This is a genomic window from Shewanella sp. SM73 (assembly GCF_025653795.1).
Lineage (GTDB): Bacteria > Pseudomonadota > Gammaproteobacteria > Enterobacterales > Shewanellaceae > Shewanella > Shewanella oncorhynchi.
The window spans coordinates 239,895-264,903 of sequence record NZ_JAKKRY010000005.1 but is presented as its reverse complement, the minus strand read 5'-3'; the positions used below and the strand labels follow the sequence as shown (position 1 = coordinate 264,903).

Below are 25,009 nucleotides of genomic sequence, written 5' to 3'. Positions count from 1 at the left end.
TGTGACGCCAATATCGGAATCTGCGTTAACAAATCTCTACCCTAAATTTATCTAAAAATTTTTCATGGTTGATATTTGTGATGGCAGATTTTTCAAACCAAATTGTAACGATCAAAAAAGGCCTCGACTTGCCGATTGTTGGTGAGCCGCGACAGGTCATTGAACTCGGTGCTAAGCCATCCCAAGTGGCTGTTCTGGGAGAAGAGTTCGTTGGGCTTAAGCCGACGATGTTGGTCGAAGAGGGTGATTTTGTTCAAAAGGGCCAAGCCCTATTTGAAGATAAAAAAACGCCTGGTGTGTTGTTCACTGCACCCGCTAGTGGCCAAGTCGTAGCGATTAACCGCGGCGAGCGTCGAATTCTACAATCAGTCGTCATTCGTTGTGATGACGGTGAAAACCGCGATGGGCAGATTTCTTTCGATATCCATCAAGACATTGCCGCTCTCCCTCGACCAACCGTTCAAGACCAGTTGGTGAAGAGTGGTCTATGGACGGCCCTGCGTACTAGGCCTTTCTCGCGCGTGCCTACGCTCGATAGCACGCCAGCAGGTATTTTCGTCACCGCTATCGATACTAATCCACTGGCCGCTGATCCCCGTTTGATTATCGCCGAGCAAACTGAGGCTTTTAAAGCTGGCTTGCTGGTGTTGAGCCGTTTAACCGAAGGCAAGGTTTACCTGTGCCAGGATAAGGGCGAAGCGATTGTTAAAGAAGCATTACCACAACTTGAGGTGCGCCGTTTTGATGGTGTTCATCCTGCGGGTTTAGTGGGCACTCATATTCACTTTACTTTGCCAGTGAGTTTAGAACGTCAGGTTTGGCATATCGGTTATCAAGATGTGATTGCCTACGGCAAGTTATTCCAAACCGGTGAGTTGTATACCGACCGCATCGTCGCCTTAGGTGGCCCGAGCGTGCTGAACCCGCGTTTACTGCGCACTCAATTGGGCGCTGAGCTAAGTGCCTTAGTGAGTGATGAAATCAAACCTGGCCATAACCGCGTGGTATCGGGATCTGTGTTATCTGGCCATACCGCGGCGGGCGTACATGACTTTTTAGGCCGATTCCACAACCAAGTATCAGTGTTGAGCGAAGATTCGCAGCACCATGTTCTCCCTTGGGTGCGCGGTGGTTCTGACAAATTCTCCATCACTCGTGCCGTAACATCACGTCTGTTTGGTGCGACTAAATTGTTCGAGTTTACGACTCATCAGGGCGGTTCAGCTCGCGCCATGATGGCTTTTGGTCAGTTAGATCGCGTGATGCCCCTGGATATTTTACCCACCTTACTCGTTCGAGACTTAGTGGTGCGTGATACCGACGAGGCGCAAGCCTTAGGTGCATTGGAGTTAGATGAAGAAGATCTGGCGCTGTGTACCTTCGTATGTCCCGGCAAATATGACTTTGGTAAAGAATTACGTGCCTGTCTAGATGTTATTGAGAGGGAAGGTTAATGACCAAACAAGTGAAAAAACCTGATTTACAGGACGCCTCTGATTTACAACAAGAGTACTACGCAACGGGTAAGTCGATGAAGGGCTTTTTGCGCTCACTCGTCATTGCCAATGGTCGTAGCACTAAGGGCCAAGTGCATGTGCGTGACGCGATTGACGTGAAACGTACCATGACGCTAGTCGGTTTGTGTTTACTGCCCGCCATTTTATTCGGTCTATATAACATTGGCCTACAGGCACAGCTTGCGCTCGCGGGAGGATTATCGACACCAGATATTTGGAAGTTAGAAATCTTTAATACCCTGTTTGGCAGCCTTAGCCAAGACACTGGGATATTAGGTTTATTCCTCTATGGTCTTAGTTTTTATCTGCCGATTTACCTGACAGCACTGCTCACCAGTTTGTTTTGGGAAGTGGTGTTTGCGCGGGTTCGTGGTCAAGAGTTGCACGAAGGCTTCTTCGTGACGGCCCTGCTGTTTACCTTAATCTTGCCAGTATCGACACCGTTGTGGCTGGTGGCCATGGGGATTTCCTTTGGTGTGGTTGTGGCTAAAGAGCTGTTTGGCGGCATGGGATATAACTTCCTTAACCCTGCGCTGGCGGGCTTGGCTTTTATCTACTTCGCCTATCCATCTGAAGTTTCAACCATTAAACAGCTCGTTGCCGTTGATGGTTTCTCTGGTGCAACGGCGCTGGCACAAACCGCAGCGGGCAAGTTGAGTTTTGCTGATTACTCTTGGTTTAGCGCCTTTAGCGATCCTAACTGGTGGAACAACTTTTTTGGCTTTACCGTGGGCGCGATTGGCGAAACCAGTACCTTAGCGATTTTGATCGGCGGTTCATTATTGCTGATCAGCCGCTTAGCGGATTGGCGCATTGTGCTCGGTGTATTGCTGGGCATGATAGCGACAGCAACGCTGTGTAATTACATCGGTTCTAGCAGCAATCAAATGATGGCAATGCCGTGGACTTGGCATCTTGTCACTGGCGGTTTTGCGCTAGCAATGATGTTTATGGCCACCGATCCTGTAACCACTTCGTACACTCGCCAAGGCAAGTTTGCCTACGGTGCTTTGATTGGTTTTATGACTGTGCTTATCCGTGTCGCTAACCCCAAAATGCCTGAGGGCGTGATGTTAGCCATTCTGTTCGCCAACCTTTGGGCGCCGCTGTTCGATTATCTGGTGGCCCGCGCCAACATCAAACGGAGATTAAAACGTCATGGTATTTAAGAAAGATACTGTGGTGGGGACCATGATCTTCACCATCACGCTCTGCCTCCTGTGCTCTTTTATGATCACAGGCACTGCAGGCATATTGAAAGAACGTAAAGTTGCCAAAAAACGTGACGAAGTACAGCGCTATGTGTTGATGGCCGCCGATGTGAACTTAGGTCAGGGCAATGAGTTTAGAGAAATTTTCGCTAAATCCGTTAAGCCATTATTGATCAACTTAGATACAGGCAAGGTGGACTCAGACGCTAACGTCCTCGATTTCGATGAGCGTATGGCGGCAATTAATCCTGAGACTTCAAGTGCGCCGAAAAAAGATATTGCCAAGATTAAAACCCGTGCGAACGATGCCCGCGTGTTTAAAGTGCTCGATGCCAACGGCAAGTTAGACAGCGTGGTTGTGCCTTTCTATGGCAAAGGTCTGTGGTCGATGATCTACGGTTATGTGGCGGTTGAACCCGATTTCAACACCATTAAAGGGCTCGTCGTGTACGAACACGGTGAAACCCCAGGTATCGGCGATTTTTTAACTGATCCTAAGTGGGTGTCACTATGGAAGGGTAAGCAATTGTTTGATGAAAAAGGCAAGTTTTCGATACGTCTTGTGAAAGGCGGCGCTAAAGAAGGCGATATTCATGGTGTCGATGCGGTGAGTGGCGCGACCATGACGGGCCGCGGCGTGCAGCGCGCAATGGAGTTTTGGTTTGGCGTTGAGGGCTTTCAAACCTTCTTCAATCAGCTGAAAGCGACGGCCACGCAGGGTGAATTGCAAGGTGAGTTGGGAGAGGCAAAATGAGCAACACTTTATCCATGCGTGACATGTTAACGGGGCCAGTGTTTGCCAATAACCCCGTCGCGATGCAAGTGCTGGGCGTATGTTCGGCACTGGCGGTCAGTAACTCAATGCAAACCGCTGTGGTGATGACACTGGCAGTGACCTTTGTGTTGGTGTTTTCTAACCTGATTATCTCTGCCATCCGTAACTTTATCCCGACCAGTGTGCGGATTATCGCGCAGATGACGGTTATCGCCTCCTTAGTGATTATCGTCGACATGGTTCTGCAGGATGTAGCCTATGAGTTATCTAAGCAACTTTCTGTATTCGTTGGGTTAATTATCACTAACTGTATCATCATGGGCCGTGCAGAAGCCTTCGCCATGAAGTATCCACCGCATTTAGCGGTCGTCGATGCGCTTGGTAATGCGACAGGTTATGGCTTGATTTTGATCAGCGTCGCCTTTGTACGCGAGCTGTTAGGGACGGGGAATTTATTCGGTCACCCTGTGTTTACCACCATCGAGAATGGTGGCTGGTACTTGCCAAACGAGATGTTCAAGTTACCACCGAGCGCCTTCTTCCTGATTGGTGTGTTGATCTGGACTATCAATGTGATCCAGCGGAAACGGGGTTAAGGAGCAGATATGGAACACTATATAAATCTATTTTTGCAGGCCACTTTTATCGACAACATGGCGCTGTCGTTCTTCTTGGGCATGTGTACTTTCTTGGCCGTGTCTAAAAAGGTGTCAACCGCCTTTGGTCTAGGTGTCGCTGTGATTGTGGTGATGACCTTAGCCGTGCCGTTAAACCAGCTGATTTACGTCAAAGTGCTCGCACCTGGCGCACTGTCTTGGGCGGGATTACCCGGTATCGATTTAAGTTACCTGCAACTGATCACTTTCATTGGTGTGATTGCGGCGTTAGTGCAAATCCTTGAAATGTTTTTGGATAAGTACATTCCTAGCCTGTATGACTCCCTTGGGATCTTCTTACCTTTGCTCACAGTGAACTGCGCGATTTTTGCCGGGGTGATCTTTATGGCGAACCGTGATTACAACTTCGGTGAGTCAGTGGTGTTTGCGATGGGCTCGGGTCTTGGTTGGGCGGTGGCGATTGTACTGCTGGCGGGACTGCGCGAAAGAATGAAATTCAACGCGATTCCCGAAGGCTTACAAGGTATTGGTATCACCTTTATTACTACAGGCTTGATGGCGCTGGGCTTTATGTCTTTCTCAGGGATCTCGCTGTAAAGCTACAGTAGGCGAGCCAAGAATTGAGAAAGTGAAACCAGATTCTTTTTAGAAAAGAGCTAGAAAAGGGTAATACGATGGAAATGGCAATTGGCATAGGCATGTTCACGCTAGTGGTCTGTCTATTGGTGATAGTGATTCTAATCGCCAAAAAGAAATTAGTGGCTACGGGTGAAGTGACAATCAGCATCAACGAAGATGCCGAAAAAAGCATTCAAGTTGCCGCGGGTGATAAGTTACTCGGCGCTTTGGCGAGTCAGAGTATTTTTATTCCGTCGGCCTGTGGTGGCGGCGGAACCTGTGGTCAGTGCCGAGTGAAAATCAAATCGGGCGGCGGTGACATTCTGCCGACTGAAATGGGCCATATCACCAAGAAAGAGGCTAAAGAAGGTTGTCGTCTCGCCTGCCAAGTCTCAGTGAAAACCGATATGGAACTTGAACTCGACGAAGAAATCTTTGGGGTGAAGAAGTGGCAATGTCAGGTGATCTCTAATGATAACAAGGCGACTTTTATCAAGGAGTTATTGCTTGAGTTACCCGAAGGTGAAGATGTTCGCTTTAAAGCAGGGGGTTATATTCAAATTGAAGCGCCAGCCCATGTGGTGAAATACGCTGACTTTGATATTCCTGAAAAATACCGTGGCGATTGGGACAAATACGGTCTGTTTGACATTGTCTCTACCGTTAATGAAGAAGTGTTGCGCGCTTACTCTATGGCCAACTATCCCGATGAAAAGGGCCGCATTATGCTGAACGTGCGGATTGCGACGCCGCCATCGGCCAATGTGCCAGCGGGCAAGATGTCATCTTACATCTTCAACCTGAAAGCGGGCGATACAGTGACCATTTCAGGGCCATTCGGTGAGTTCTTTGTGAAGGAAACCGATGCAGAAATGGTGTTTATCGGTGGCGGTGCAGGCATGGCACCTATGCGTTCACACATTTTCGATCAGCTTAAGAGTAAGAAAACCACACGTAAAATGAGCTTCTGGTACGGCGCACGTTCGACCCGTGAAGTGTTTTACCAAGCGGATTTCGATGCCCTAGCGGCCGAGAATGACAACTTCGTTTGGCATGTGGCGTTATCTGAGCCATTGCCTGAGGATAATTGGACTGGCTACACTGGCTTTATTCATAATGTGATTTATGAGAATTATCTTAAAAATCATAAGGCACCAGAAGACTGCGAGTACTACATGTGTGGTCCTCCAATCATGAACTCTTCAGTGATTAAGATGCTTGAAAGCCTAGGCGTTGAACCAGAAAATATCCTACTCGATGACTTTGGTGATTAGGTTGTAAGTGAGTAATAAAAAATCGCGTTAGGCCCAGCTTAACGCGATTTTTGTTTATAGGGCTTTTTATCATTTCGCAGTTTTTAGCTTTCGCATCTTGATGCTATTTAGCACCTCACCTAGCTAAAGGATTTGCCGCCGTGGCGTGTTAAATAGCTCACCATGCGCTCACTCTCAGCGGTATAGCATCCCATGCGAAACTCACCCTGCCAGTAAGCAATATCGAGCGGATGATACCCCTGCGAGTTTGGATGATTCACATCGGCCCCCGCATCCACCAATAATTTGAGCAGTTCAAAAGACTGCAACTCACAGGCATGCAAGAGTGCCGTCATCCCGCCATCGTCCACGCCTTCAAGATCAGCGTCATTTGCAATAATGCGCTTAACAGCAAGCGTATCTTTGGCTTTAACCGCATCGATGAGTTCAGTGCTCATTTGATCGCTATTTAACCTCATCCAAAGGATTTAATTTAAGTGGATTTAGTCTAGGTTTCTTTAACTTGTGGGCGAAACTCCATAAGCTGAGTAGCATATACCTAAATGCTTATGTCTACAGGTATAACTTATCATGGATGTAATAGTTGTAGGATAGGAGGCTTGTTTGAAAAAGTTAGCAGTAGTATCACTTATCTGTTTCTCCCTCTGCGCATGCTCTTCACTCAATGAAGTTAAATTGGATTCTCAATCGGTATCCAGCTACATAGGTGAAAAGGTCAAAGTCACCACAATATCTGGCGAACAAATGGAATTTCAAGTCGAAAGTGCAACGGAACAGCAGATCGAGGGAGAAGGGCAACTAGTCAAAATTGAAGATATACAGACGTTGGAAGTTGAGGAGTTTAGCCCACTAAAATCGATATCACTTTCTGCAGGCTTATATATGTTAGGTGCGATAATTATTACTATTGTCGTTTTATAGCCATTTTGAATGTGTATTCGCTGCAACTTGAGATATTCAGTCTACAAACTGGGGAAGACTGCCACTTGGTTTATACTGTTCGGATTAGCTTCGTCGCCCTAGGTATCACTTTGTTGTGTCATTTTTATATGGAATATTTCCTTTATAATTCAATTGTAAAGATTAAATTGTATTATCCATAAAAAGCGCTTGTGATAAGCTTGCTTTTTTCTAGCAGGCAGCATTATTTGTTAATTACGTTAAGGATAACCCATGCGTTTGAGTGTTATTAGTACCCTGTTGACTGGTTTTTTATTATTCCCAAGTGCCAATAGTTTTGGTTTGTTATTAGAAACAGGTGCTGAACAAGAGCAAATCGGGCAAGGCAGTAACTCTATTGCCGTTGAAAGCCAAACCGCATCTTCAGTATCGAAGGTGGCGGAGATTAAGACCTTAATCCAAGCCGCGATAAAGGATTCGCCGCAGCCATTTAGTGGCAGTGTTATCCTGCTTGAGGAGGGCAAGCCGCAGCTTGAACTGCAAAAGGGGGAAGGTATTAGTCAAGATTCGCGCTTTGTGATGGCATCACTTTCTAAACAAATCACCGCAACCTTGATATTGCAGGCGGTCGATGCGGGGAAACTCGACTTAAACCTATCGCTTAATCATTATCTTTTTGGTGATGCAGATGGGAGGAATAAGGCGCTAAAAGGCACTGTGGCGTGGGCAAATCTAAGTGCGGATGCATTGAATACCAGTCGATATGACGAGCGGATTACGCTGCACCAACTGCTGACGCATACATCGGGTGTCGATAAACTGGGTAAGGCTAATCGATTCGAGCCGGGTAGCCAATTTGAATACTCCAACTTCGGTTATTCACTTTTAGGGCAAGTGCTTGAGAAGGTCAATCACCAATCCTTTGCCGAGCAAGTGGCGCAGTTTGCAACGCGATACCAGCTTAATGGCTTGAGCGCTGAGCTTGGCAGTATTGAGGCGATTCACGCCAAAGTGCCTTCACTCGCCGTAGGTTTACAGGAAAGCAAGGTGATTGCCCCTGCTGACTTAGTGCTTGATGAAGCTTTGTTACCTGCCGGGGGATTGATTGCTTCAGTGCCAGCTTATGCCGCCTTTCAGCATCTATTACACTCTGGCAAGTTGATGAGTGCAAAGAGTTATCAACGGATGACAACGGCGTATACCGAGATCCAATTCTTATGGCCGAATATGCGCTATGGCTATGGGGTGAGGATCAATAAGGACGATGGTCTCGTCGAATACAGTCATACGGGCTATTTATCTGGCTATATGTCGATGACACTTCATTATCCTGAATTTAATTTGGATCTGGTGATGCTGGAAAATCTATCGCTAAATCTTAATGATCGCGCTCGAGTATTTGAACTGCATAATCAGATACGTCAAATCATTCGTAGCCAGTTACTGCTTGTTAAAACATCACTTGCACCAGTGATTTGAGTAAACTGACTACTGACATAAGTGCCCTTATGCTGATATTAAGCATGGTACTTTAGTACTTAAAAGATTTCTAAGATATAGTTTCTGCGGGAGATAATGGCTACTATCTCCCGCGTTAAGGGAATAAATATAGTCTTTTACTACTTAATGTCGCCATATTTAATTGAATCACGACTATCTGTTTCATATATCATTTCATATTCATAGTTCAATGAGTCTAACAAGCTAATTATATAATCTTCGGATTTAATTCTTTCGTATCCAGGAAAATCTTGGTGGAAAATGATACTCAATAACCAGCTGCATTCTGGTTTTGATGGTGCGAAAGTATTTGCATCAAGATCTACATTGGGAAATAATTTAATGAATGTGCCTGTCTCTTTATTTAGATTCCAATGGTAATGTTTTATCCTGAATGGTAAAAAACTCTCAAGCATAGTAGGGTTCTTAGCTGTAGATGTTTTTCTATCTATTAATGCTAGAAATTCTTTGAGTTTATTATGAATTGTTTTTTCATCTTTACTTGTTGATTTTATACCAAATAGTACTTGATGTTTCATATGGTTGAATCTCCTCATTGAATAGATTTTATCGGCACTTGTGTCTTTTAAAGAGCCATTTTCTTTAGTTAAGGGTGTAAGTTTGTTAGCTAACAGAGAATTCAAACTCTATTTTAATGATTAACGTCCCTAACAAAGAGACGTTAATCTGTGACTTACAGTTACCAAAAGCGCTTTCTAAGTGCGGTCTCGATATCAATATCAACCCTAAAGTATTGCAAAATCGTCCAAACTGAATCGACTAAGGCTTCGGTAAGCGCTGGATAATCATCCTCGATAATTCCGTTAATTTCTTCGACGGTTTCATCGATATATTCCTGAACACCTTCCTCAAATTCGGCCTTTGTCGCTTGATTGCGGAAAAAGCTAAAGTTGTCGAGTTTTTCTATCAATTGATCAATAAGGACTCTCACCGAATTGAGTTGTTCAACTGTGATCGTCGGATCGGTGGCGATCAGTTTAAAAAAGCTCTGCACTTTGGTTTTGAGATAGAATAGCGTTGGGATTTGATCTCGATTTGCCGCCGCATTACTCACCTCTAATTTGGTTTGCTTGACGGGCGCAGGTGTCACATTCACCTCAGATGCTTGCGGATTGGCCGTCATAGGATCGGCATTGCTCGAAGCTGTTGCTGGTATTGCGCGATTGTGGGCTATGGTTGTGGGGGCTGGCGGTATCTCGCGCCCCAGTGTTTGTAGCAGGCGGCGCTGGAAATAGCTTTGCGGCAGGGCTTTGCTGAGTGCTTGCTCAAGCTGAGTTTCACTGTAGGAGGCTATTTGCAGCAGCGCTTCGAAAATCTCTTTATATTCTTGCTCAATAGCCGCTATTAGCGGGCTATTGCCTAAGCTATTGGTCACGGTTAAGTCGGCGCCATATTGCTGCAAAAGTCTTAAGATCCGCACCGCCGTTGATTCAAAGCGGGGGAACTCGATTGAACTGCCGCCTATCACAGCGCAAAGGGCAGGAGTGGTGTCTTCACCATTGATGGCATTGGGGTTGGCGCCATGTTCGAGTAGCGCCTCTACGCAGGACTGCGCGCCGTAGTAACTGGAGCACATTAATGGCGTAAATTGCTCATCCACCGAGAATTCTTCTAACTTTGCTCCATGGCGCAGTAATAGTTCTACGGTTTTTCGCCGCATATGGCCGGTAATTTCATCCCACCAGTAGGTCGAAATCGCCTTGTGTAGAATGGGCGAATTATCGTGGCCACAATGGGTAAAAATATCCCCGCCTTGGTGAATGAGCCATTCAAGTAGTTGGCTTCGACAGGAGATGGCCGCCGCAGACACATAGTTAGTGTTATAGATATTGGTGAGGCTTAAATCCAGCCCCTTGGTGAGCAGATATTCCATCACTTGGATAAGCGTTGCTTGATCTTCTTTCCCTGAACCACGCTGGCAGATAGTCAGTAAGGTCGGTTCATCCACCGCACCAAATTTTTTATTGATATCCATATCATATTGCAGGAACAGATCGAAAAACTCGGGCAGAAAGGTTTTCTTTTCGACCATTGGATAAACCAATAGTCGTAAATTCGACCAGACTAACATCTCATAGGATTTACCCGTATTCACAAATTCGGCATTTGGATTAGCGCCATATTTGAGCAACAGTTCAAGGGCTTGGTAGATGTAACTCCGTTTATTCGGATCGGTAAATTGGGCATTATTAATATATTGGTTGAGCAAGGGTGAATGGTCGGCATCAGGCGGTGTCATCCTATAGATGCGATTGATATCGACGGTGGCCTTAATCAGTTTTTCGATAATCCTAAGGTCAAATTCTGAGGTCAATGCCGCATAGACCAAACTTTTGGCGTGAGAATCGGCTTTGAGCTGCGGATAATGGTCTAACAGGTATTCAGTGTAGTCTTGCGCTTTAGCGTAAACGCATAGTTCGAGTAAATTGGCATCATCCCAGAAGCTGCTATCGTTGGCCATAATATAGCGTGACTTTTTAAATGCAGGGAAGCGTTTAACCAAGGGAGAAAATGTTTCTACTCTCCAAAATTCGCTCGAAGAAATAATATTTTCAATTAGGCTTAATTTGCCAATATCTAATGGGATATCTTTATTAATGATATGCAGGAACAGATCTTTATTGCGTTCATCATATAATATTTCTAGTGGGTGATTTAATTCACCATTGGTCCAGAAACTCACCGGTTTATTGATATCTAAGTTAGCTGCAAGTAGAAGATCGATCATATCTCTACGTTGATGGTGTTGATAGATATATTGCGGATTAGGATGAAATAGATAGTTGAGCCAGCAATTGTTATATTGATTTTGAAAGTAAAGATTGGCACTAGAGTCTAGGTATAGGGTAACGAGTTCTGAGTTGTTATATTCAATAGCCGAATGCAATGCACTGAAACCATTACATTCGATTTTAGCGCCTTTGCTGAGCAAGTATTTTATAAGCACTAAATCGGACTGAGGACTGCAAGATAGTGGAACTAATATATTGCAGGGCGAAACATTGAGATCAATAAAGTTGAGATCTCCACTATCGGCAAGAAATTGATCAACTTTCTTTATTTTAGCCGAGGTCGAAAGCGTGTTATCTAGGCATATTTCCCTAAGTGTGAGTTTCTTATCACTAAAAATCCAACTGAGCATAATGTTCCCTATTTAATGCCGTTAACAAAATTATATCAAACACCTTTCAATTTATTAAAAATTGAGTGAGGTAAAATTGCCATATATTAATGCATTTAAGTTAAGAAAAACTATGCCCTAAGACTGATAATTAAAATGATCCTGTTTGAATAACATTTTGTGATACAAATTGATAATGCCAAACAAGTTGCATGATGACATGTTTGGCATTGTTACTTTGATTGGAATTCTGCTTCATATCCTATTGATTAAGATCTAGCAGCATCGGCATTTCGCAGGCGTCGTGGCCTGTGTTCCCTAGGGGAGCCGACAGATGTACAAAGCCTAATTTCTCATAGAGTTTTACGGCTTCATTTAGTACAGCGGTGGTTTCTAAATAGCAGCTTTGATAACCCGTTTCGCGGGCGAAATCGAGTGCCATTAACGCTACGCGTTTTGCGAGTCCTTTGCCGCGGATTTCTGGCATAAAGTACATTTTTTGCAGTTCGCAGACGCCATCATTGTTAGCTAAAGGCGCAATACCGGCGCCGCCTAAAATGCGGCCCTCTAATTCAATAATCCAATAGTTGGCGCCCGCTTGGGAGTAAATCTGGCTTAGGCAATCTAAGGTCGGGTCTGCCACGCTATAGCCTTTATCCGCGGTTAAGCCGTATTCGGCCGAAACATCGCGGATGACTTTGGCAATTGCGGCATCATCTTGGGCTGTGGCTTGGCGAATGTGGCAACCACTTTGCTGCTTGGCGTTATGTACGGCTTGGTTATATAACACGAGGGCCTCTTCGATTTGTGAAGTTTGCAATGGAGTCAGTTGGGCTAAGATCCCTTGGAATAATTGATTCTGCTGAGTATCCAATTTAACGAGTAACTTCTTACCCGCAGGTGTCAGTTGCACAACTAAGCAGCGACTGTCCCGTGGATGTACCTGACTCTGGGCAAGATGTTTATCGATCAAATGCTTGATAGCGCGGCTCGCATTGGACTTATCTATGCTGAGTTTGCAGGCAAGCTCTTTGATGGTCAGGGACTGCTTGCCTATCTCAAACAGGGCATGGGCTTGCACGGGAGAAAGGGGTAAATCCCCAAAGGCGGCGTTGAGCATGCCTAAATTTCTCACCAGATAGCGAGACAAATGCCTGAGTTGGGCGGATGAGCCTGACTCAGTCGTTTGCTTAGTTTGAGTCACAGGCTTCGCGGGATCTTGAGCCAATGGTGCGTCTGTTTGAGCCATAGTCGAATAGGTTTGGTTGCATGTCACAACTAAGTTAGCGGGCTTTAACTCCTCTTGCAACATATTAATAACAATCTGCTGTGTAAATATCAGGATTCAATAATGGCGCCATGGCGAGAATAATCGCTTGGGTGTAATTACTTTCACGGGTCGCATGGCCGTGGGTGAGTAAACCTATGGCACCGCCTTTTTGCTTAATATTGATTGTATTGAACAACCTATCCATGACATCCCCGAGTTCTTCCCCCGCTTCTAATGCCCGATAAACTTGCATTGGTAAAGGTAAAATCGCACTGCGGCCAATGGCAAGCTGGTCTTTATGGCCAATAGCGATATAAGCGAATGTGGCAGGACCAAAGTCGAAACAATCGACACCGCCTTCCATCGCAAAATAGTAGTCGGCTTTAGTCTCTTGCGGGTCCTGCTGTTGACAATAGCGCACCCGATTGATCGCCCCTTGTCGAGTGTCGAGATCTGTCATTGGCTGCGCTGCAACACCAGAAGGGGCATCCATACCGCTGGCTTCTATGATGCTCTCTGGGAACAGCTGTGCCATGGCGTTAGTTGCCGCGTTGATTTTTACCGGGTTTTTAGAACCCACTTTTATCTTAATAATGTTTTGTTGCATATAAGTTATTTATTTTGGATTTTAATGTGGACGCTCGTTTGAATCATTGCTTAAATGGTCTGAGGTGTCTAAGCGTTTGGGTTTTCTATTCTGCCACAGTCGTCGGCGAAGCTCAGTAAAAAAGCCAACAGTAGGGGAGGCAATAGCCAGCCTTAGGGACTAGGAAGCGACATGCAACTATTGCTCCTTCAGTAATTTGGGCTGGAATAGGCAGTAAGGCTATGTCATTGAAGGAACCAAAACCAAGAGATAATAATAATGAAATTCAACAAACTCGTGATTGCTATGGGAATGGCCTGCGGTGTAATACTGACTGGCTGTAACGATAGCGAAGATAGCACTACGCCTACCGAACCTGAAACTCAACTGCAAGCTTTCGCCCCCAATGGTTTACTCAAAGCCAGTATTCGTCGTACGACCTACGGCGTGCCGCATATCCAAGCCGACAACTTAGAAAGTTTAGGTTTTGGTAGTGGTTATGCGCAGGCACAGGACAACTTATGTGTATTAGCCGATGGTTTTATCAAGGCGAACTCACAGCGTTCTATGTACTTTGGCCCCCATGCGTCGATTGACTTCACTACGGGTCAACCTACGGCGGAAGATAACGGTAACCTTATCTCAGATTTTGCCTATAAAGCGTTAAAGATCAGAGCGCAAGCCGAAGAAAAATGGCCGAAATTTAGTGAAAACTCTCGGGCACTTATCCAAGGTTTTGCCTCTGGTTATAACCAATATCTTGCTGATGTCGAAGCGGGCACACAAACGGCAGAACCTTTCTGTGGTGGTCAGCCTTGGGTGAAACCCATAGTGCCAGAAGATGTGGTGACTTATTTGTTTTCTATCGCCTTATTACCGGGCGCAGCTAACTTTCTCGATCTGATTTTTTACGCGAACCCAGGAGATGCACAGGAATACATGCCGCGTATCGTTGGGCCTGCGCCTAGCCAAGACCAAACTGCGTTTGTGGCCGATATGCAGTCTAAGTTGATTGCCCGCGCGGCTCGTATCACGACACCAGAGACCAATCCCCGCGATTTAGGTTCAAATGGTTGGGGTTTAGGGAAGGATAAAACCGAAAATGGTAAGGGCATGGTGCTAGGTAATCCGCATTTCCCGCATACGGGTAACCTGCGTTTTTGGCAATCCCATATTACGATCCCAGGGCATTTAGATATGATGGGCGGCTCGTTAGTGGGTATGCCTGGACCGATTAATATTGGTTTCAATAAAGATCTCGCTTGGACTCATACCTTCTCTACCGCTGAGCATTTTGTGATGTATAACCTTGAGTTAGTCTCGGGTGATCGGATGCAGTATTTGTTTGATGGTAAACCTATGCCGATCACCAAAGAGACAGTATCGGTTCTAGTGAATGCAGGTCCTGCGGGCATGCTGGTCGCCGAGAAAGATATTTATACTACCGCCAAAGGCCCTATGGTCGAAGCTCCTCCCGCTTTAGCGCCTTTTGGTTGGGATGATGGCAGTGCCTTTATGATCCAAGATGCCAATATGGGGACTATGGACCCTGTTGACCATTGGTTAGCCATGAACATGGCGACGAACAAAGAAGAGTTCCAACAGGCATTTAAGGACTACGATGGTGTCATCTTCAATAACACTATGTACGCCGATAAAGAGGGCAATGCTTTTTATATCGACGACTCAACTGTGCCAGGATTATCCGAATCTGCAGTCGTGTTGTTAAAAACCTCACCGGATATTAAAGCGGCTAAGGCAAAAGCCGGATTTACGATTTTACCCGGTAACACTTCGTTGTTTAGCTTCGATGGTCCTACGCCCTATGAACGTGCGCCCAAGCTTGAGCGCAGCGACTTTGTGCAAAACTCCAATGACTCCTTTTGGTCGACTAACTTGAATGAACCGCTGACTTACTTCTCGCCTATGTACGGCGCAGAGGCTGGACAGCTATCACTGCGGACACGGATGGGTTTGAGTTTAATGCAGGACGCCGCGGGGGCTGATGGCAAGTTCAGCTTGGAAGAACTCGAAGCAGCTGTGCTGTCGAATCGCAGTTATCTCGCCGAGTTAGTGCTGCCTGACTTGATTGCCCAGTGTGATGCCCAAGGCAGTACACCTGTGGTGGTGTCGGCGAGTTTATCTAAGGATGTCTCTTCGGCTTGTGCGGCATTAAAGGCGTGGAACGGTAAGCAAGATAACGACAGTAAAGGTGGTGCTTTACTACGTGAATTTGCCCATCTATTCAGCCAAACAACCATGTTGACCCAAGGATTCGATCCCGCTAATGCGGCAACGACACCTAAAACCTTGACTACGGATGGTAGTGCCTTAAAGGCCTTGGCTCACAGTGCGCTTAACCTTGAGGCCGCAGGCTTTGCCTTAGATGCGCCATTGGGGGATGTGCAATTTGTAGAGAAATCGCTGCCAGATGGAACGCCAAGCGGGTCGCGTTTACCTTGGCCGGGTAGCCATAATGCTGAAGGTGGATTCAACGTGTTTTCAACCAGTTTGTCGGGTGATGACACTTTGATCCCGCAACACAAATACGCTGCTGTGATGGATGTGGTCACTGGCAAGGCGATGAGTTCTGGTTTAACGGCGAAAGGATACCAAGTGCGTTACGGGTCAAGTTGGATGATGGCGGTGAACTTTACCGACGAGGGGCCTGTGGCGCGGGGGATTTTAACTTACTCTGAGTCGAGTAATATCTTAACGCCTGCGTTTGCCGATCAAAGTATCTTGTACTCGAGTGCTAAAAGCTTCCGTCCTTTGTTGTTCAAAGAGGCTGACATAGCCCCAGCTGTAGTGTCGACAACTGAGCTGACACTACAAAAACCATAAGTTAGATTTTGCGCTTTAATCGTTAGCGGCTCACTTCGGAGTTGAATCCGGATGAGCCGTTTTTTATGCGTGTTTACGACTGATAGCGATTTGTAAAAATTTAACATTAACGACTGTGATCTTGATCTACCTTAGACGTGAGTATGCTGTGACGCGTCTTGTTTTGTTGATTTTTGTGACACATGTCCGGTTAGCTGTTTTTCTCGGCGCTTATGCAATGTCACTGGATTTGGCTTGAGGTGAATATCTTGTATTTTTAAGTGGCTTTTTATGTATATGTTTTGATGCTGCATTGAAAACTTATTACATTAAATCAGCGATCTAGATCTCAATATCAGTTTATTATGAAATTCCCTTACATAAAGCCGTGTCAGATCAACTTTTATGGGCTTTTTTTGGTTATCCTTAGCGCGAATTTATTATGCTAGTCACACCGTAAGGTAACTTTTATATGCAAAAAGATGCGACCAGTGTTCTTGGAACACCTCAAAGCACACAGAATCTAGATTCAACGAAACACTTACCTTGGACTCGCCAAGACACGACTTGGATGTTGAGTTTGTTCGGCACTGCCGTTGGCGCTGGAATTTTATTTTTACCTATCAATGCGGGCATGGGCGGCTTTTGGCCTCTTGTGTTAATGGCAGTGATCATCGGTCCTATGACCTATCTTGCCCACCGTGGTTTATCTCGTTTTGTTTGTTCATCAAGCATTCCTGGTAGCGACATTACTCAAGTAGTTGAAGAGCATTTTGGTGTTGGTGCGGGTAAAGCCATTACCGTACTGTATTTCTTTGCTATCTACCCGATTGTATTAATTTACGGTGTGGGTATTACCAACACTGTTGATAGCTTTATCGTCAATCAGTTAGGCATGGCATCGCCACCACGCTTCATTCTATCGGGTGTATTGATCCTCGGTATGATGGCTGTAATGGTCGCAGGTGAGAAATTCATGCTCAAAGTGACACAATTGCTGGTGTATCCGCTGGTGGGTATTTTGGCCTTTATGTCTATCTACCTGATCCCTGAATGGAAAATGGATGCTTTACTCGTTGTACCAGAAGCGGGTGCATTTTTAGGCACAGTTTGGTTAACGATTCCAGTTTTAGTGTTTGCCTTTAACCATTCTCCAGCGATTTCACAGTTTTCTGTGTCATTGAAACGTGACCATGGCGCGAATGCTTCTCGCAAAGCTGATGTTATTTTACGTAATACTTCCATGATGTTAGTGGGCTTTGTGATGTTGTTTGTGTTCTCTTGTGTGCTGTCATTATCGCCAGCACAATTGGCCGAAGCGAAAGCTCAGAATCTACCGATTTTGTCTTATCTCGCCAACGTGCATTCAAGTGGTTTTGTGAGCTACTTTGGTCCATTAATCGCCTTTATCGCGATTGTGTCTTCTTTCTTTGGCCATTACATGGGCGCGACAGAAGGCATGAAGGGGATTATTGTTAAGCAGTTAGACACGAATAAGAAAGGCATTTCAGAGCAAAAAATCAACAAATTTATTCTGGTGTTTATGTTTGTGACGATTTGGGCCGTGGCAATCAAAAACCCAAGTATTTTGAATATGATTGAAGCTTTAGGTGGCCCAATTATCGCGGCTATCCTGTACTTGATGCCTATGTACGCTGTATACAAAGTGCCAGCATTAAAAGCGCACCGTGGTCGCATCAGCAATATCTTCGTGGTTATAGCGGGTTTATTGGCAATGACGGCTATTCTGTTTGGCTTCTTTCGTTAAGTTTTAATCTTAGTAGGAACGCGGTTTGAATGTGAATCGTGAGTCGTAAAAAGAAAAGGATCGTGCCATTGGCCCGATCCTTTTTTATTACGTATAACATTTGAATCGCTTATTTTTCTTCGTACATTAAGTAGTAACTCTGCTTCATCCCTAACGCTTGATAGGTCTGCTGTGCGGCGAGATTTTCTTGCTCGACATATAAACGGAAGCTGGCGGCACCACCATTGGCTTCGGCCAGTTGTTTGACTTCGCTGTAGAGTTTGGCATAGATGCCTTGGCGACGATTTTTCGGGCGAATATACACACTCTGGATCCAGTAATAATCCTTCGCACGCCAATCGCTCCATTCAAATGTCACCATGAGCGAGCCGACTAGCTCACCTGCGATTTCAGCGACCAGGTAAAACCCTTTTTGCGGGCTCTCAAGTAGCGTGCCCACACCTCGAGCCAGTGTCGCTTCATCTAAGGCTAGGCCTTCGGTTTCTTGGGCCATGGCCTGATTAAACTGCACTAAGGCGATTAGGTCTTGAGCCTTAGCTTTACGAATCAACATACTACAACTCCTAGGCGGTTATTTGGCAATACCGCTCTTGTTTAGTAAACAACATTTTGTGATTCACTTTATCATGGAACGACGAGGGATAACGAGTTTGGCAGTGGCAGGTTAGGCACTGATATTATTTATTACTGTGGATATTTGTACGACTAAAGTCTTATCTTCTAGGCTTATCTTTAGTGTCCTTTCGCTGAACTAAGTGAGTTAATGATGGGATTTATTAAGTCTACTCGCCGCTATAAACTTAAAATTTTACCCGTCTATGATATTGCTGCTGATGAACAGATAAATCATCGTCTGCATTTTATTTTAACGCTGTTGAGCTTCGGTTTATGGGGTTTAGTTTGGTGGTGGTTGGTCTTAAAAGCTAACGGTAAGTCCGACTTTATTTTCAGTGGTTTTGATGACGATTATTGGAGTTATTTGATTGAGCGTGAGCAACCGCCTGCGTCGCTTTATCGTCAGCAAATAGCACCAAAAAAAGTCACAGAATATTTTGATGCTTAAGCAGAAAAACTAACATCTCGGTGGCCAATTTAACAAAGTTGGTTTGGTTAATATTACTGATTTTAAGGCGGTTTAGCTCAACGTGACCCAGATCATCTCTCGATTAAAACCCCTCTGCTAGACTCGGCGATTGCCCCATTTAGACTGAGAAACTAGCGCGCTAGTTTTGGTCTTTGCCCCATCATAGTTTCGAATTCAAGGTTATCAATATGACAAAACAAAAGTCGTCAGCATTAGGCCGTGTTTGGTCTCGCTGGATGTCAGTGCCGCTGTGGCTGCAAATTGTTATCGGTATGGTGCTAGGTATTTTAGTGGGCATCATCTTCGGCGAGCAAGCGACTCACTTAAAGCCGATAGGCACCTTGTTTGTTAATGCCATTAAGATGCTGATTGTGCCATTGGTGTTTTGCTCACTGATTGTGGGCGTCACTTCGATGCAAGATACGAACAAGATGGGGCGTATTGGTTTTAAATCTTTTGCGTTTTATCTCTTTACCACGGCTATCGCGATCACTATCGGTTTAATTGTCGGTTATGTTCTTCAACCCGGTGCTGGTTTAGGTTTGTCATTGGCAGAAGGCGCGACTCAAACTGCCAAAGAAATACCTTCTTTAGTCGATACTTTGATCGACATAGTGCCGACGAACCCTATTGCGGCTTTAGCAAGCGGGCAAATTTTGCAAGTTATAGTATTTGCGATTGTTTTAGGTATCGCCTTAGTGCTGATTGGCGAGCATGGCAAACCTGCAATTAAAGTGTTCGAAAGTTTAGCTGAGGCCATGTATAAAATGGCCGACATGGTGATGAAGCTCGCACCCTACGGTGTATTTGGGCTAATGGCTTGGGTAGCGGGGGAGTATGGGATTGATATGCTTTGGCCACTGATCAAAGTTATTATTGCTGTGTATCTTGGCTGTATTATTCATGTGCTTGGATTCTATAGTTTTTTACTGCGCGGATTTGCAAAGTTAAGCCCGCTGCAGTTTTTTAAAGGGATTAGCAATGCCATGTTAGTGGCGTTTACCACATCGAGCTCTGCGGGCACGCTCCCTGTGAGTATGAAGTGTGCGAGTGAAAATTTGGGGGTTCATAAGAAAATCTCTAGCTTCGTATTACCGCTAGGCACAACAATCAATATGGATGGCACAGCATTATACCAAGGGGTCACAGTGCTGTTTGTGGCACAGGCGTTTGGTATCGACCTGACTGTCGTCGATTATCTCACCATTATTTTAACGGCGACGTTGGCCTCTATTGGTACTGCGGGTGTGCCCGGTGCGGGTTTAGTGATGTTGACTTTAGTACTCACAACCGTAGGGCTTCCCTTAGAAGGGGTGGCATTGATTGCGGGAATTGACCGTATTTTAGATATGGTGCGTACTGTGGTAAACGTCTCCGGTGACTTAGTGGCGACGACTGTCATTGCAAAGTCTGAAGATGAGTTGGATATGGCGCATTATAATGCCGACATAGATCAAAGCGCCGTAATAGCCGAACAGAATATCGCCCTCGAAATTGCAGCGGCTAAGAGTGTCAAAGCATAGGGAGCTTTTATTGCTAGTTCGTTAACTAAAAAACCGCCATTGGCGGTTTTTTTATGCTGACAAGTTTTATGGTTACTTCATTTGGCTTAACACTAACACTGGCTTGTCGTCGCTGTTAAGTAAGGTAAGTCGGCCTTGCACTAATTTTGCTTTGGTAACTAATGGCATAGCTTGCATCACTTTGTGCTCTTGCTGCATTAGGGCATCCACGCAGGCTTTCATTGTGCTACCGGCAGGAGATAGCTTAAGCTCTTCGCCTTGCTGAGTATATTGACCGAAAAAGTTATTGCAGCTGTTGTTGCCATGTAATTTACCTTCGGCCTCAAAGGTAATTTGCGCTGGGCTGTAATCGATAGTCGGTTGGCCTTGAACCATTTCAATGTGCCAGCGGCCTTCTAATGGAATAGTATCATTTGGTGCTATATCGGCACTTTGGCAGGCGGTGATGCCTAAGAGTAATGCACCTAAAATGAATGTTTGTTTTAACATCGTTGCGGTTCCTTTTTCCATGATTATGGCCATAGTGTGACAAGTTTTTCGTAAGATCTAAAGGGGTTTATATGACAGGCTCATTTAAAAGTACTCTGAATTTGTTGAAGTTTTTACATTGGTTAGGTGTATTGATGCTAGTTTGTGGACTTGGGTTTTATATGTTGACGCAATGGAGTCTAGAGATAAGCGGCATGTTATTGATCTCAAGTCTGATTGGTTTAGGGTTGGTCTTAATGTCGCCCTATCCTGTGGTGCTGTTTATCCAATGGGCGAAGCGCCAAGATGAGCATTCCAAGTAATTTTGTACTGTCTAATTAAGTCTAAATTTCATTAAATCAAAGCTCTGCCGAATCTGCGGCGGGATTATCGTACAAGCTTGAGTCAATGGCGGGTTCTACTGGCGTGTCTGCGGCTTGGGATACAGGTGGGCGCATTGAATCGAGTTTGCCCCGCGCGAGTTCCATCATAGGTGCAAGTTTGGCGCTGGATTCTGGGGTAAAAAAACTGTAGCTCACATCGAGTTTTAGCTGATGGTTTTGTTGTTCTAGCTGCTTTTCTACTCGCTTCATAATATGTAGAACATCCCGTTCACCATCCACAAAAGCAAGTACCACAAATTGAGTGCTGTTGTAATGGGCGGCAACGTCAGCGGTTCTTATCGTATCTTGGATTAACTTGCCTAACAGTCTGTGGTGATTATTTTCGAGTGGTATTGGAGTGTTATCCGTGCTCAGTAATTCAAAGAAGATGATACCTGCATGGGCGCCAAAGCGGCGGCCTAAATTGAGCTGTCTTGGCGCCATCATCAAAAAACCATAATGATTGAGCATGCCGGTTTCTTGGTCGCGCATCGAAAGGGATTCAATGCGATGGTTCTGGCAAAGCAGAGATAATTCTTGTTGCAGCAATATCTGAAACGGTTCGAGCATAGCGGCATTGACTAGTGGTTCTGTTATATGCGGGTTGAGTACACACAGGGCACCAAATTGGCTACCATCCGGCCAAGCGATAGGACGTGAGAGAATATGCTGAATACCATCAAAATCCCTTGGTAAATCCTCTAACATAAAGCTGCCGAGGTTTTGATATAAACCATCAGGTTGGCTGTTTTGTATCTGTTTGAAGAGTTCGAGTGCTGGGGGATATAAAGTGCCTGCGGTAAATTGCGGTGTTTCAGTGATTGAACTGACGATGATTTCAAACCCTGCACTGATTTTTTGGAATATGAAAACCGTGTTGGCGTTGTAATAGCTTTTGATGAGCTCACATTGGTGCATCCAGCGTGTGAGATTGACTTGTTGATTATCGGTATCAAGTAAACTCAAGTTGGGATTAATGGTTTCTGGCAACATACAAACGCCTAACTATGGCTAAATATCCATTAAGTTTGGGAAATAAAAGGATATTTAGCAAATCAAAGCCCTAAATATTGCCTTGTTCTTGCTGTGCCTATTAACCCAACCGAGTATACTGGCGGGCTGAAATTGGGCCCAAAGCCGAAATAATGCTGTGAGAACACTGTGAAAATTAGACTAGCCTTACCTCAAGATGTTGATTTATTAGCGATGCTAGAGAAAAAACATCTTAATGATGAATTAGCTTCCGCCAGTATGGGGTTACAAGGGCAAGCTTTTTCCCACAGTGAATTGAGCGAATTAGTGCAGCACCATTGGATTGTAGTGGCGCAGGTTGAGCAGCAGATCGTCGGTTACGTGATTGCAGGCCGTTGGGTTTTTTTCGAACATTGGCCCATTTACCGCACTTTGTTGAATCGTTTGGGGCAACTCGATTGGGATGGACCTAAATTAACTAAGGTCAATTCTTGCCAATACGGGCCGATATGGGTGCAGCAAGCCTACCGTGGGCAAGGGATTTTCGAGGCATTAGTCCATGAAATTCGTCGCCAAGTTGCTCCGCATTTTAGCTATATGTTGACCTTTATTGCTGAAGATAATGAACGTTCCTTTGCCGCTCACTCGGGTAAAGCGCACATGCAGGTTGTGGATTTTTTCACCGTTTCGGCAAGAGATTATTATTTAATGGCGGCAAAGACCCAAGCTTAGTTGTTCGATGATAGAAATTAAGGATTCAATCTCTACTGTGTAAATAACCCGAGTTCAGGTTAAATAACGGAGATAAATACATGAATGTACAATTTGTTGAGTCACTATTAACGGCCTATGCCGAAGTCAATTTATCGGCTTGGGACAACTTGAGATTGGTCCTATCTGAGTGCGCTCACCATGAATGTGAGGCGAGGGGATTTGAAGTCGAGTTTATCTCCGATTCAGGGCAAGTGCAGCATTATTGGGTACAAGTGGGGAATATTTGGCTCGATTGTGGTCGAACCAATGCCTATTCGACGGTGATTACGCGACTGACCGATAAGGAACTTAGCCGTGTAAACTCCAAAAGCGCGTTAGAATGCGCTATTTTATCCCAAGAGCAGATCGGTCTACTCTGCATGCAAAATGCCCATTTCGATCATTGCTAAATTCATACTTGACCTTCAGGTCGCCACTAAAGGTGAACAGGTTTTCAGCAGCTTGTCTTGGATTGCTACTTTTAACATTCCCCCCAAAGAAGTCTGTGGTAAGTCTATGTTTGCTGACGACATAATTAAACTACATAGAATCACTGCCAATTAACTCAATATAAAATTGAAGTGAGATTGTACTAAAATAAGGTTTAGTATTTACAATTTTTAATATAAAAGCCTAGTTAACACTAGGCACAAACACGTTTTAATTCATTTTCAGTAAAATTTATTTTCCGTTGGAATGAATTGATCAACATCCGTGACTGGTAATAGGTCTAAGCTATTTTTGGCATGTTTTCGTAGTTTATTTTCGTTTGCCTCAGTTGCAATGTTTTGTAATATTGACCTGTAGCGTGAGTTATTGCTTTTGGCTAACACTTTACAAAGCCAAGAAACAGCATCGATCACGTAGGGATCTTCATTCTTTTTCTCAGTCCAGATTTTTTCAGCAAATAAATCTAGCACCTCTATTTTGATATGATCTTGTTGATAATAGCCTTTGGCTAAACTCTGTAATGTTGCTCCTGTGCTGTTTAACTGCATTTTTATTGATGATATATCATCTGACCATTCAATGTTTGGGGTCACTCGTTCGATAAAGAGAGCTGCTGACTTTTGTGCACTGAACTGGATACTTCCAAGGCCTTCATACTGATAGGTTACGCTAGGTGGTTTTTCTATCAGGAAATTTCCACCATATTTGGTAATCTTGTCCGGCTTGCCTAGTTTTGAAACAACCAAGTTTTCACTTTCTCCGCTAGCCAATTTGAGGAATAATTCTTTTTTTGAAAGTTCTATCTTTTTGGGTTGAAGACCTGAGTCAATTATTGAAACATGAGATAGGCCTCTTTTCTCAATAACTTTTGATACAACATTTCCGTTAATATCCTCTATCCATACCGCAGAGTAATCTTCACTTAAACTCCCATTAATAAGATATTTTTCGTTTTTCTTCGGTGTAAAATTAACTTCTCCCTCAATGATATAGTTTGAGGTTGAGCTAAAAATATATCCGATTGGAGCGGAGTGATGGACTTGGCCGATGAGATATAAGTTTATGGGTTTGATTGGAATCGACCTTGATGCGCCCATTGCAATCAATTGCGAGCCTTTTCCATTAGAAGCCGCTGAAGATGCTGTTAAGCTATTATGGATAGGTTCTCCATCGATTAGCTTTATATAATAAAAACTTGCTTTACTTCGACTTAGTCTTTGAAAACTATCATCAATTGTAGCAAGCTCTCCTGTATACCCTTCTGGTATCGATGAAGTATAAGACATGCAGCCAAACATAAGAAAAGATATTATTGTGGAAAGAAATAACTTCATTTAATTTCCTTTTTTATAGAGTAAATCTATTTTATTCGTCT

General features: G+C 44.6%; 24 protein-coding genes. 15 read left to right on the top strand and 9 right to left on the bottom strand.

All coding sequences use genetic code 11. The features are described from left to right. Positions 1 to 80 precede the first annotated feature (80 nt). The 6 genes from L5M51_RS09885 (at position 81) to nqrF (ending at position 6,012) form a co-directional block, all read left to right on the top strand. Positions 81 to 1,454 carry a Na(+)-translocating NADH-quinone reductase subunit A gene (locus L5M51_RS09885; protein ID WP_263172509.1) on the top strand — a complete coding sequence of 458 codons (1,374 nt, stop codon included), beginning with the start codon at positions 81 to 83 and terminating at the stop codon, positions 1,452 to 1,454. Continuing rightward, positions 1,454 to 2,686, top strand: coding sequence for an NADH:ubiquinone reductase (Na(+)-transporting) subunit B (locus L5M51_RS09880; protein ID WP_028759366.1), 1,233 nt, complete (start codon positions 1,454 to 1,456; stop codon positions 2,684 to 2,686). The genes L5M51_RS09885 and L5M51_RS09880 overlap by 1 nt, the downstream gene beginning before the upstream one ends. After that, the gene (locus L5M51_RS09875) at positions 2,676 to 3,482 is read left to right on the top strand and encodes a Na(+)-translocating NADH-quinone reductase subunit C (RefSeq protein ID WP_105250117.1); all 807 of its coding nucleotides are present in this window, start codon (positions 2,676 to 2,678) and stop codon (positions 3,480 to 3,482) included. Before L5M51_RS09880 ends, L5M51_RS09875 begins: the two co-directional genes overlap by 11 nt. Beyond that, positions 3,479 to 4,099, top strand: coding sequence for an NADH:ubiquinone reductase (Na(+)-transporting) subunit D (locus L5M51_RS09870; protein ID WP_028761892.1), 621 nt, complete (start codon positions 3,479 to 3,481; stop codon positions 4,097 to 4,099). The genes L5M51_RS09875 and L5M51_RS09870 overlap by 4 nt, the downstream gene beginning before the upstream one ends. A gap of 9 nt (positions 4,100 to 4,108) precedes the next feature. Beyond that, on the top strand, positions 4,109 to 4,717 hold the full coding sequence (nqrE, locus tag L5M51_RS09865; RefSeq protein WP_105250116.1) for an NADH:ubiquinone reductase (Na(+)-transporting) subunit E: 609 nt from the start codon (positions 4,109 to 4,111) through the stop codon (positions 4,715 to 4,717). A 77-nt stretch (positions 4,718 to 4,794) separates the two neighbouring features. After that, positions 4,795 to 6,012, top strand: coding sequence for an NADH:ubiquinone reductase (Na(+)-transporting) subunit F (gene nqrF / locus L5M51_RS09860; protein WP_105250115.1), 1,218 nt, complete (start codon positions 4,795 to 4,797; stop codon positions 6,010 to 6,012). A gap of 119 nt (positions 6,013 to 6,131) precedes the next feature. Here nqrF and L5M51_RS09855 read toward each other — a convergent pair whose 3' ends face one another. Further along, positions 6,132 to 6,449 (bottom strand): ankyrin repeat domain-containing protein, encoded by a 318-nt coding sequence (locus L5M51_RS09855; RefSeq protein WP_254451428.1) that lies wholly within the window; start codon positions 6,447 to 6,449, stop codon positions 6,132 to 6,134. A 166-nt stretch (positions 6,450 to 6,615) separates the two neighbouring features. On the opposite strand from L5M51_RS09855, the gene L5M51_RS09850 reads away from it, so the two are divergent. Both L5M51_RS09850 and L5M51_RS09845 read left to right on the top strand, forming a co-directional pair. Further along, positions 6,616 to 6,933 (top strand): hypothetical protein, encoded by a 318-nt coding sequence (locus L5M51_RS09850; RefSeq protein WP_173497308.1) that lies wholly within the window; start codon positions 6,616 to 6,618, stop codon positions 6,931 to 6,933. A 252-nt stretch (positions 6,934 to 7,185) separates the two neighbouring features. Next, positions 7,186 to 8,391 carry a serine hydrolase domain-containing protein gene (locus tag L5M51_RS09845; RefSeq protein WP_263145269.1) on the top strand — a complete coding sequence of 402 codons (1,206 nt, stop codon included), beginning with the start codon at positions 7,186 to 7,188 and terminating at the stop codon, positions 8,389 to 8,391. A gap of 140 nt (positions 8,392 to 8,531) precedes the next feature. Here L5M51_RS09845 and L5M51_RS09840 read toward each other — a convergent pair whose 3' ends face one another. The 4 genes from L5M51_RS09840 to yjjX all read right to left on the bottom strand — a co-directional run bounded on the left by L5M51_RS09840 (position 8,532) and on the right by yjjX (position 13,431). After that, positions 8,532 to 8,951 carry a hypothetical protein gene (locus L5M51_RS09840; protein WP_263145267.1) on the bottom strand — a complete coding sequence of 140 codons (420 nt, stop codon included), beginning with the start codon at positions 8,949 to 8,951 and terminating at the stop codon, positions 8,532 to 8,534. 161 nt (positions 8,952 to 9,112) lie between these two features. Further along, a complete protein-coding gene (locus tag L5M51_RS09835; RefSeq protein ID WP_263172508.1) occupies positions 9,113 to 11,575 on the bottom strand; it encodes an ankyrin repeat domain-containing protein in 2,463 nt (820 codons plus the stop codon). Between the two features lie 241 nt (positions 11,576 to 11,816). Next, positions 11,817 to 12,866 (bottom strand): bifunctional helix-turn-helix transcriptional regulator/GNAT family N-acetyltransferase, encoded by a 1,050-nt coding sequence (locus L5M51_RS09830; protein ID WP_263172506.1) that lies wholly within the window; start codon positions 12,864 to 12,866, stop codon positions 11,817 to 11,819. 1 nt (position 12,867) lies between these two features. Next, positions 12,868 to 13,431 (bottom strand): inosine/xanthosine triphosphatase, encoded by a 564-nt coding sequence (gene yjjX, locus L5M51_RS09825; protein WP_263145262.1) that lies wholly within the window; start codon positions 13,429 to 13,431, stop codon positions 12,868 to 12,870. Positions 13,432 to 13,689: 258 nt separating this feature from the next. On the opposite strand from yjjX, the gene L5M51_RS09820 reads away from it, so the two are divergent. Together L5M51_RS09820 and L5M51_RS09815 are read left to right on the top strand one after the other, a co-directional pair. Next, positions 13,690 to 16,254: an acylase gene (locus L5M51_RS09820; RefSeq protein ID WP_263145259.1), complete on the top strand. Its 2,565-nt coding sequence runs from the start codon at positions 13,690 to 13,692 to the stop codon at positions 16,252 to 16,254. Between the two features lie 451 nt (positions 16,255 to 16,705). Further along, positions 16,706 to 18,001 carry an aromatic amino acid transport family protein gene (locus tag L5M51_RS09815; RefSeq protein ID WP_028761640.1) on the top strand — a complete coding sequence of 432 codons (1,296 nt, stop codon included), beginning with the start codon at positions 16,706 to 16,708 and terminating at the stop codon, positions 17,999 to 18,001. Between the two features lie 109 nt (positions 18,002 to 18,110). On the opposite strand, the gene L5M51_RS09810 is transcribed toward L5M51_RS09815, so the two are convergent. After that, positions 18,111 to 18,554: a GNAT family N-acetyltransferase gene (locus L5M51_RS09810; protein ID WP_263145257.1), complete on the bottom strand. Its 444-nt coding sequence runs from the start codon at positions 18,552 to 18,554 to the stop codon at positions 18,111 to 18,113. A gap of 213 nt (positions 18,555 to 18,767) precedes the next feature. On the opposite strand from L5M51_RS09810, the gene L5M51_RS09805 reads away from it, so the two are divergent. Together L5M51_RS09805 and L5M51_RS09800 are read left to right on the top strand one after the other, a co-directional pair. After that, a complete protein-coding gene (locus L5M51_RS09805) occupies positions 18,768 to 19,064 on the top strand; it encodes a hypothetical protein (RefSeq protein WP_113939800.1) in 297 nt (98 codons plus the stop codon). Positions 19,065 to 19,273: 209 nt separating this feature from the next. Further along, entirely contained in the window at positions 19,274 to 20,608 is a 1,335-nt protein-coding gene (locus L5M51_RS09800) for a dicarboxylate/amino acid:cation symporter (protein WP_263145256.1), read from the top strand. A gap of 72 nt (positions 20,609 to 20,680) precedes the next feature. Here the strand turns inward: L5M51_RS09800 and L5M51_RS09795 are convergent, their stop codons facing one another. Beyond that, the gene (locus tag L5M51_RS09795) at positions 20,681 to 21,097 is read right to left on the bottom strand and encodes an META domain-containing protein (protein ID WP_113939802.1); all 417 of its coding nucleotides are present in this window, start codon (positions 21,095 to 21,097) and stop codon (positions 20,681 to 20,683) included. A 71-nt stretch (positions 21,098 to 21,168) separates the two neighbouring features. Between L5M51_RS09795 and L5M51_RS09790 the strand changes: the two genes are divergently transcribed. Further along, entirely contained in the window at positions 21,169 to 21,399 is a 231-nt protein-coding gene (locus L5M51_RS09790) for a hypothetical protein (protein WP_028759411.1), read from the top strand. Positions 21,400 to 21,435: 36 nt separating this feature from the next. On the opposite strand, the gene L5M51_RS09785 is transcribed toward L5M51_RS09790, so the two are convergent. Beyond that, positions 21,436 to 22,452, bottom strand: coding sequence for a GGDEF domain-containing protein (locus L5M51_RS09785; protein WP_263145254.1), 1,017 nt, complete (start codon positions 22,450 to 22,452; stop codon positions 21,436 to 21,438). A gap of 168 nt (positions 22,453 to 22,620) precedes the next feature. Here L5M51_RS09785 and L5M51_RS09780 point away from each other — a divergent pair, with 168 nt between their 5' ends. Continuing rightward, a complete protein-coding gene (locus L5M51_RS09780) occupies positions 22,621 to 23,163 on the top strand; it encodes a GNAT family N-acetyltransferase (protein WP_263145251.1) in 543 nt (180 codons plus the stop codon). Positions 23,164 to 23,243: 80 nt separating this feature from the next. Next, positions 23,244 to 23,594, top strand: a complete 351-nt coding sequence (locus L5M51_RS09775) for a hypothetical protein (RefSeq protein WP_131525100.1) — start codon at positions 23,244 to 23,246, stop codon at positions 23,592 to 23,594. Between the two features lie 261 nt (positions 23,595 to 23,855). Here the strand turns inward: L5M51_RS09775 and L5M51_RS09770 are convergent, their stop codons facing one another. After that, positions 23,856 to 24,968, bottom strand: coding sequence for a hypothetical protein (locus L5M51_RS09770; protein ID WP_263145247.1), 1,113 nt, complete (start codon positions 24,966 to 24,968; stop codon positions 23,856 to 23,858). Positions 24,969 to 25,009 lie beyond the last annotated feature (41 nt).

Excerpts from the sequence above, each read along its gene's own strand:
- L5M51_RS09770 (WP_263145247.1), bottom strand. The coding sequence starts at position 24,968 with ATGAAGTTATTTCTTTCCACAATAATATCTTTTCTTATGTTTGGCTGC.
- L5M51_RS09775 (WP_131525100.1), top strand. The coding sequence starts at position 23,244 with ATGAATGTACAATTTGTTGAGTCACTATTAACGGCCTATGCCGAAGTC.
- L5M51_RS09795 (WP_113939802.1), bottom strand. The coding sequence starts at position 21,097 with ATGTTAAAACAAACATTCATTTTAGGTGCATTACTCTTAGGCATCACC.
- L5M51_RS09835 (WP_263172508.1), bottom strand. The coding sequence starts at position 11,575 with ATGCTCAGTTGGATTTTTAGTGATAAGAAACTCACACTTAGGGAAATA.
- L5M51_RS09885 (WP_263172509.1), top strand. The coding sequence starts at position 81 with ATGGCAGATTTTTCAAACCAAATTGTAACGATCAAAAAAGGCCTCGAC.
- L5M51_RS09820 (WP_263145259.1), top strand. The coding sequence starts at position 13,690 with ATGAAATTCAACAAACTCGTGATTGCTATGGGAATGGCCTGCGGTGTA.
- L5M51_RS09875 (WP_105250117.1), top strand. The coding sequence starts at position 2,676 with ATGGTATTTAAGAAAGATACTGTGGTGGGGACCATGATCTTCACCATC.
- L5M51_RS09790 (WP_028759411.1), top strand. The coding sequence starts at position 21,169 with ATGACAGGCTCATTTAAAAGTACTCTGAATTTGTTGAAGTTTTTACAT.
- nqrE (WP_105250116.1), top strand. The coding sequence starts at position 4,109 with ATGGAACACTATATAAATCTATTTTTGCAGGCCACTTTTATCGACAAC.
- L5M51_RS09805 (WP_113939800.1), top strand. The coding sequence starts at position 18,768 with ATGGGATTTATTAAGTCTACTCGCCGCTATAAACTTAAAATTTTACCC.
- L5M51_RS09880 (WP_028759366.1), top strand. The coding sequence starts at position 1,454 with ATGACCAAACAAGTGAAAAAACCTGATTTACAGGACGCCTCTGATTTA.
- nqrF (WP_105250115.1), top strand. The coding sequence starts at position 4,795 with ATGGAAATGGCAATTGGCATAGGCATGTTCACGCTAGTGGTCTGTCTA.
- L5M51_RS09845 (WP_263145269.1), top strand. The coding sequence starts at position 7,186 with ATGCGTTTGAGTGTTATTAGTACCCTGTTGACTGGTTTTTTATTATTC.
- L5M51_RS09785 (WP_263145254.1), bottom strand. The coding sequence starts at position 22,452 with ATGTTGCCAGAAACCATTAATCCCAACTTGAGTTTACTTGATACCGAT.
- L5M51_RS09830 (WP_263172506.1), bottom strand. The coding sequence starts at position 12,866 with ATGTTGCAAGAGGAGTTAAAGCCCGCTAACTTAGTTGTGACATGCAAC.
- L5M51_RS09815 (WP_028761640.1), top strand. The coding sequence starts at position 16,706 with ATGCAAAAAGATGCGACCAGTGTTCTTGGAACACCTCAAAGCACACAG.
- L5M51_RS09810 (WP_263145257.1), bottom strand. The coding sequence starts at position 18,554 with ATGTTGATTCGTAAAGCTAAGGCTCAAGACCTAATCGCCTTAGTGCAG.
- L5M51_RS09800 (WP_263145256.1), top strand. The coding sequence starts at position 19,274 with ATGACAAAACAAAAGTCGTCAGCATTAGGCCGTGTTTGGTCTCGCTGG.
- L5M51_RS09840 (WP_263145267.1), bottom strand. The coding sequence starts at position 8,951 with ATGAAACATCAAGTACTATTTGGTATAAAATCAACAAGTAAAGATGAA.
- yjjX (WP_263145262.1), bottom strand. The coding sequence starts at position 13,431 with ATGCAACAAAACATTATTAAGATAAAAGTGGGTTCTAAAAACCCGGTA.
- L5M51_RS09855 (WP_254451428.1), bottom strand. The coding sequence starts at position 6,449 with ATGAGCACTGAACTCATCGATGCGGTTAAAGCCAAAGATACGCTTGCT.
- L5M51_RS09870 (WP_028761892.1), top strand. The coding sequence starts at position 3,479 with ATGAGCAACACTTTATCCATGCGTGACATGTTAACGGGGCCAGTGTTT.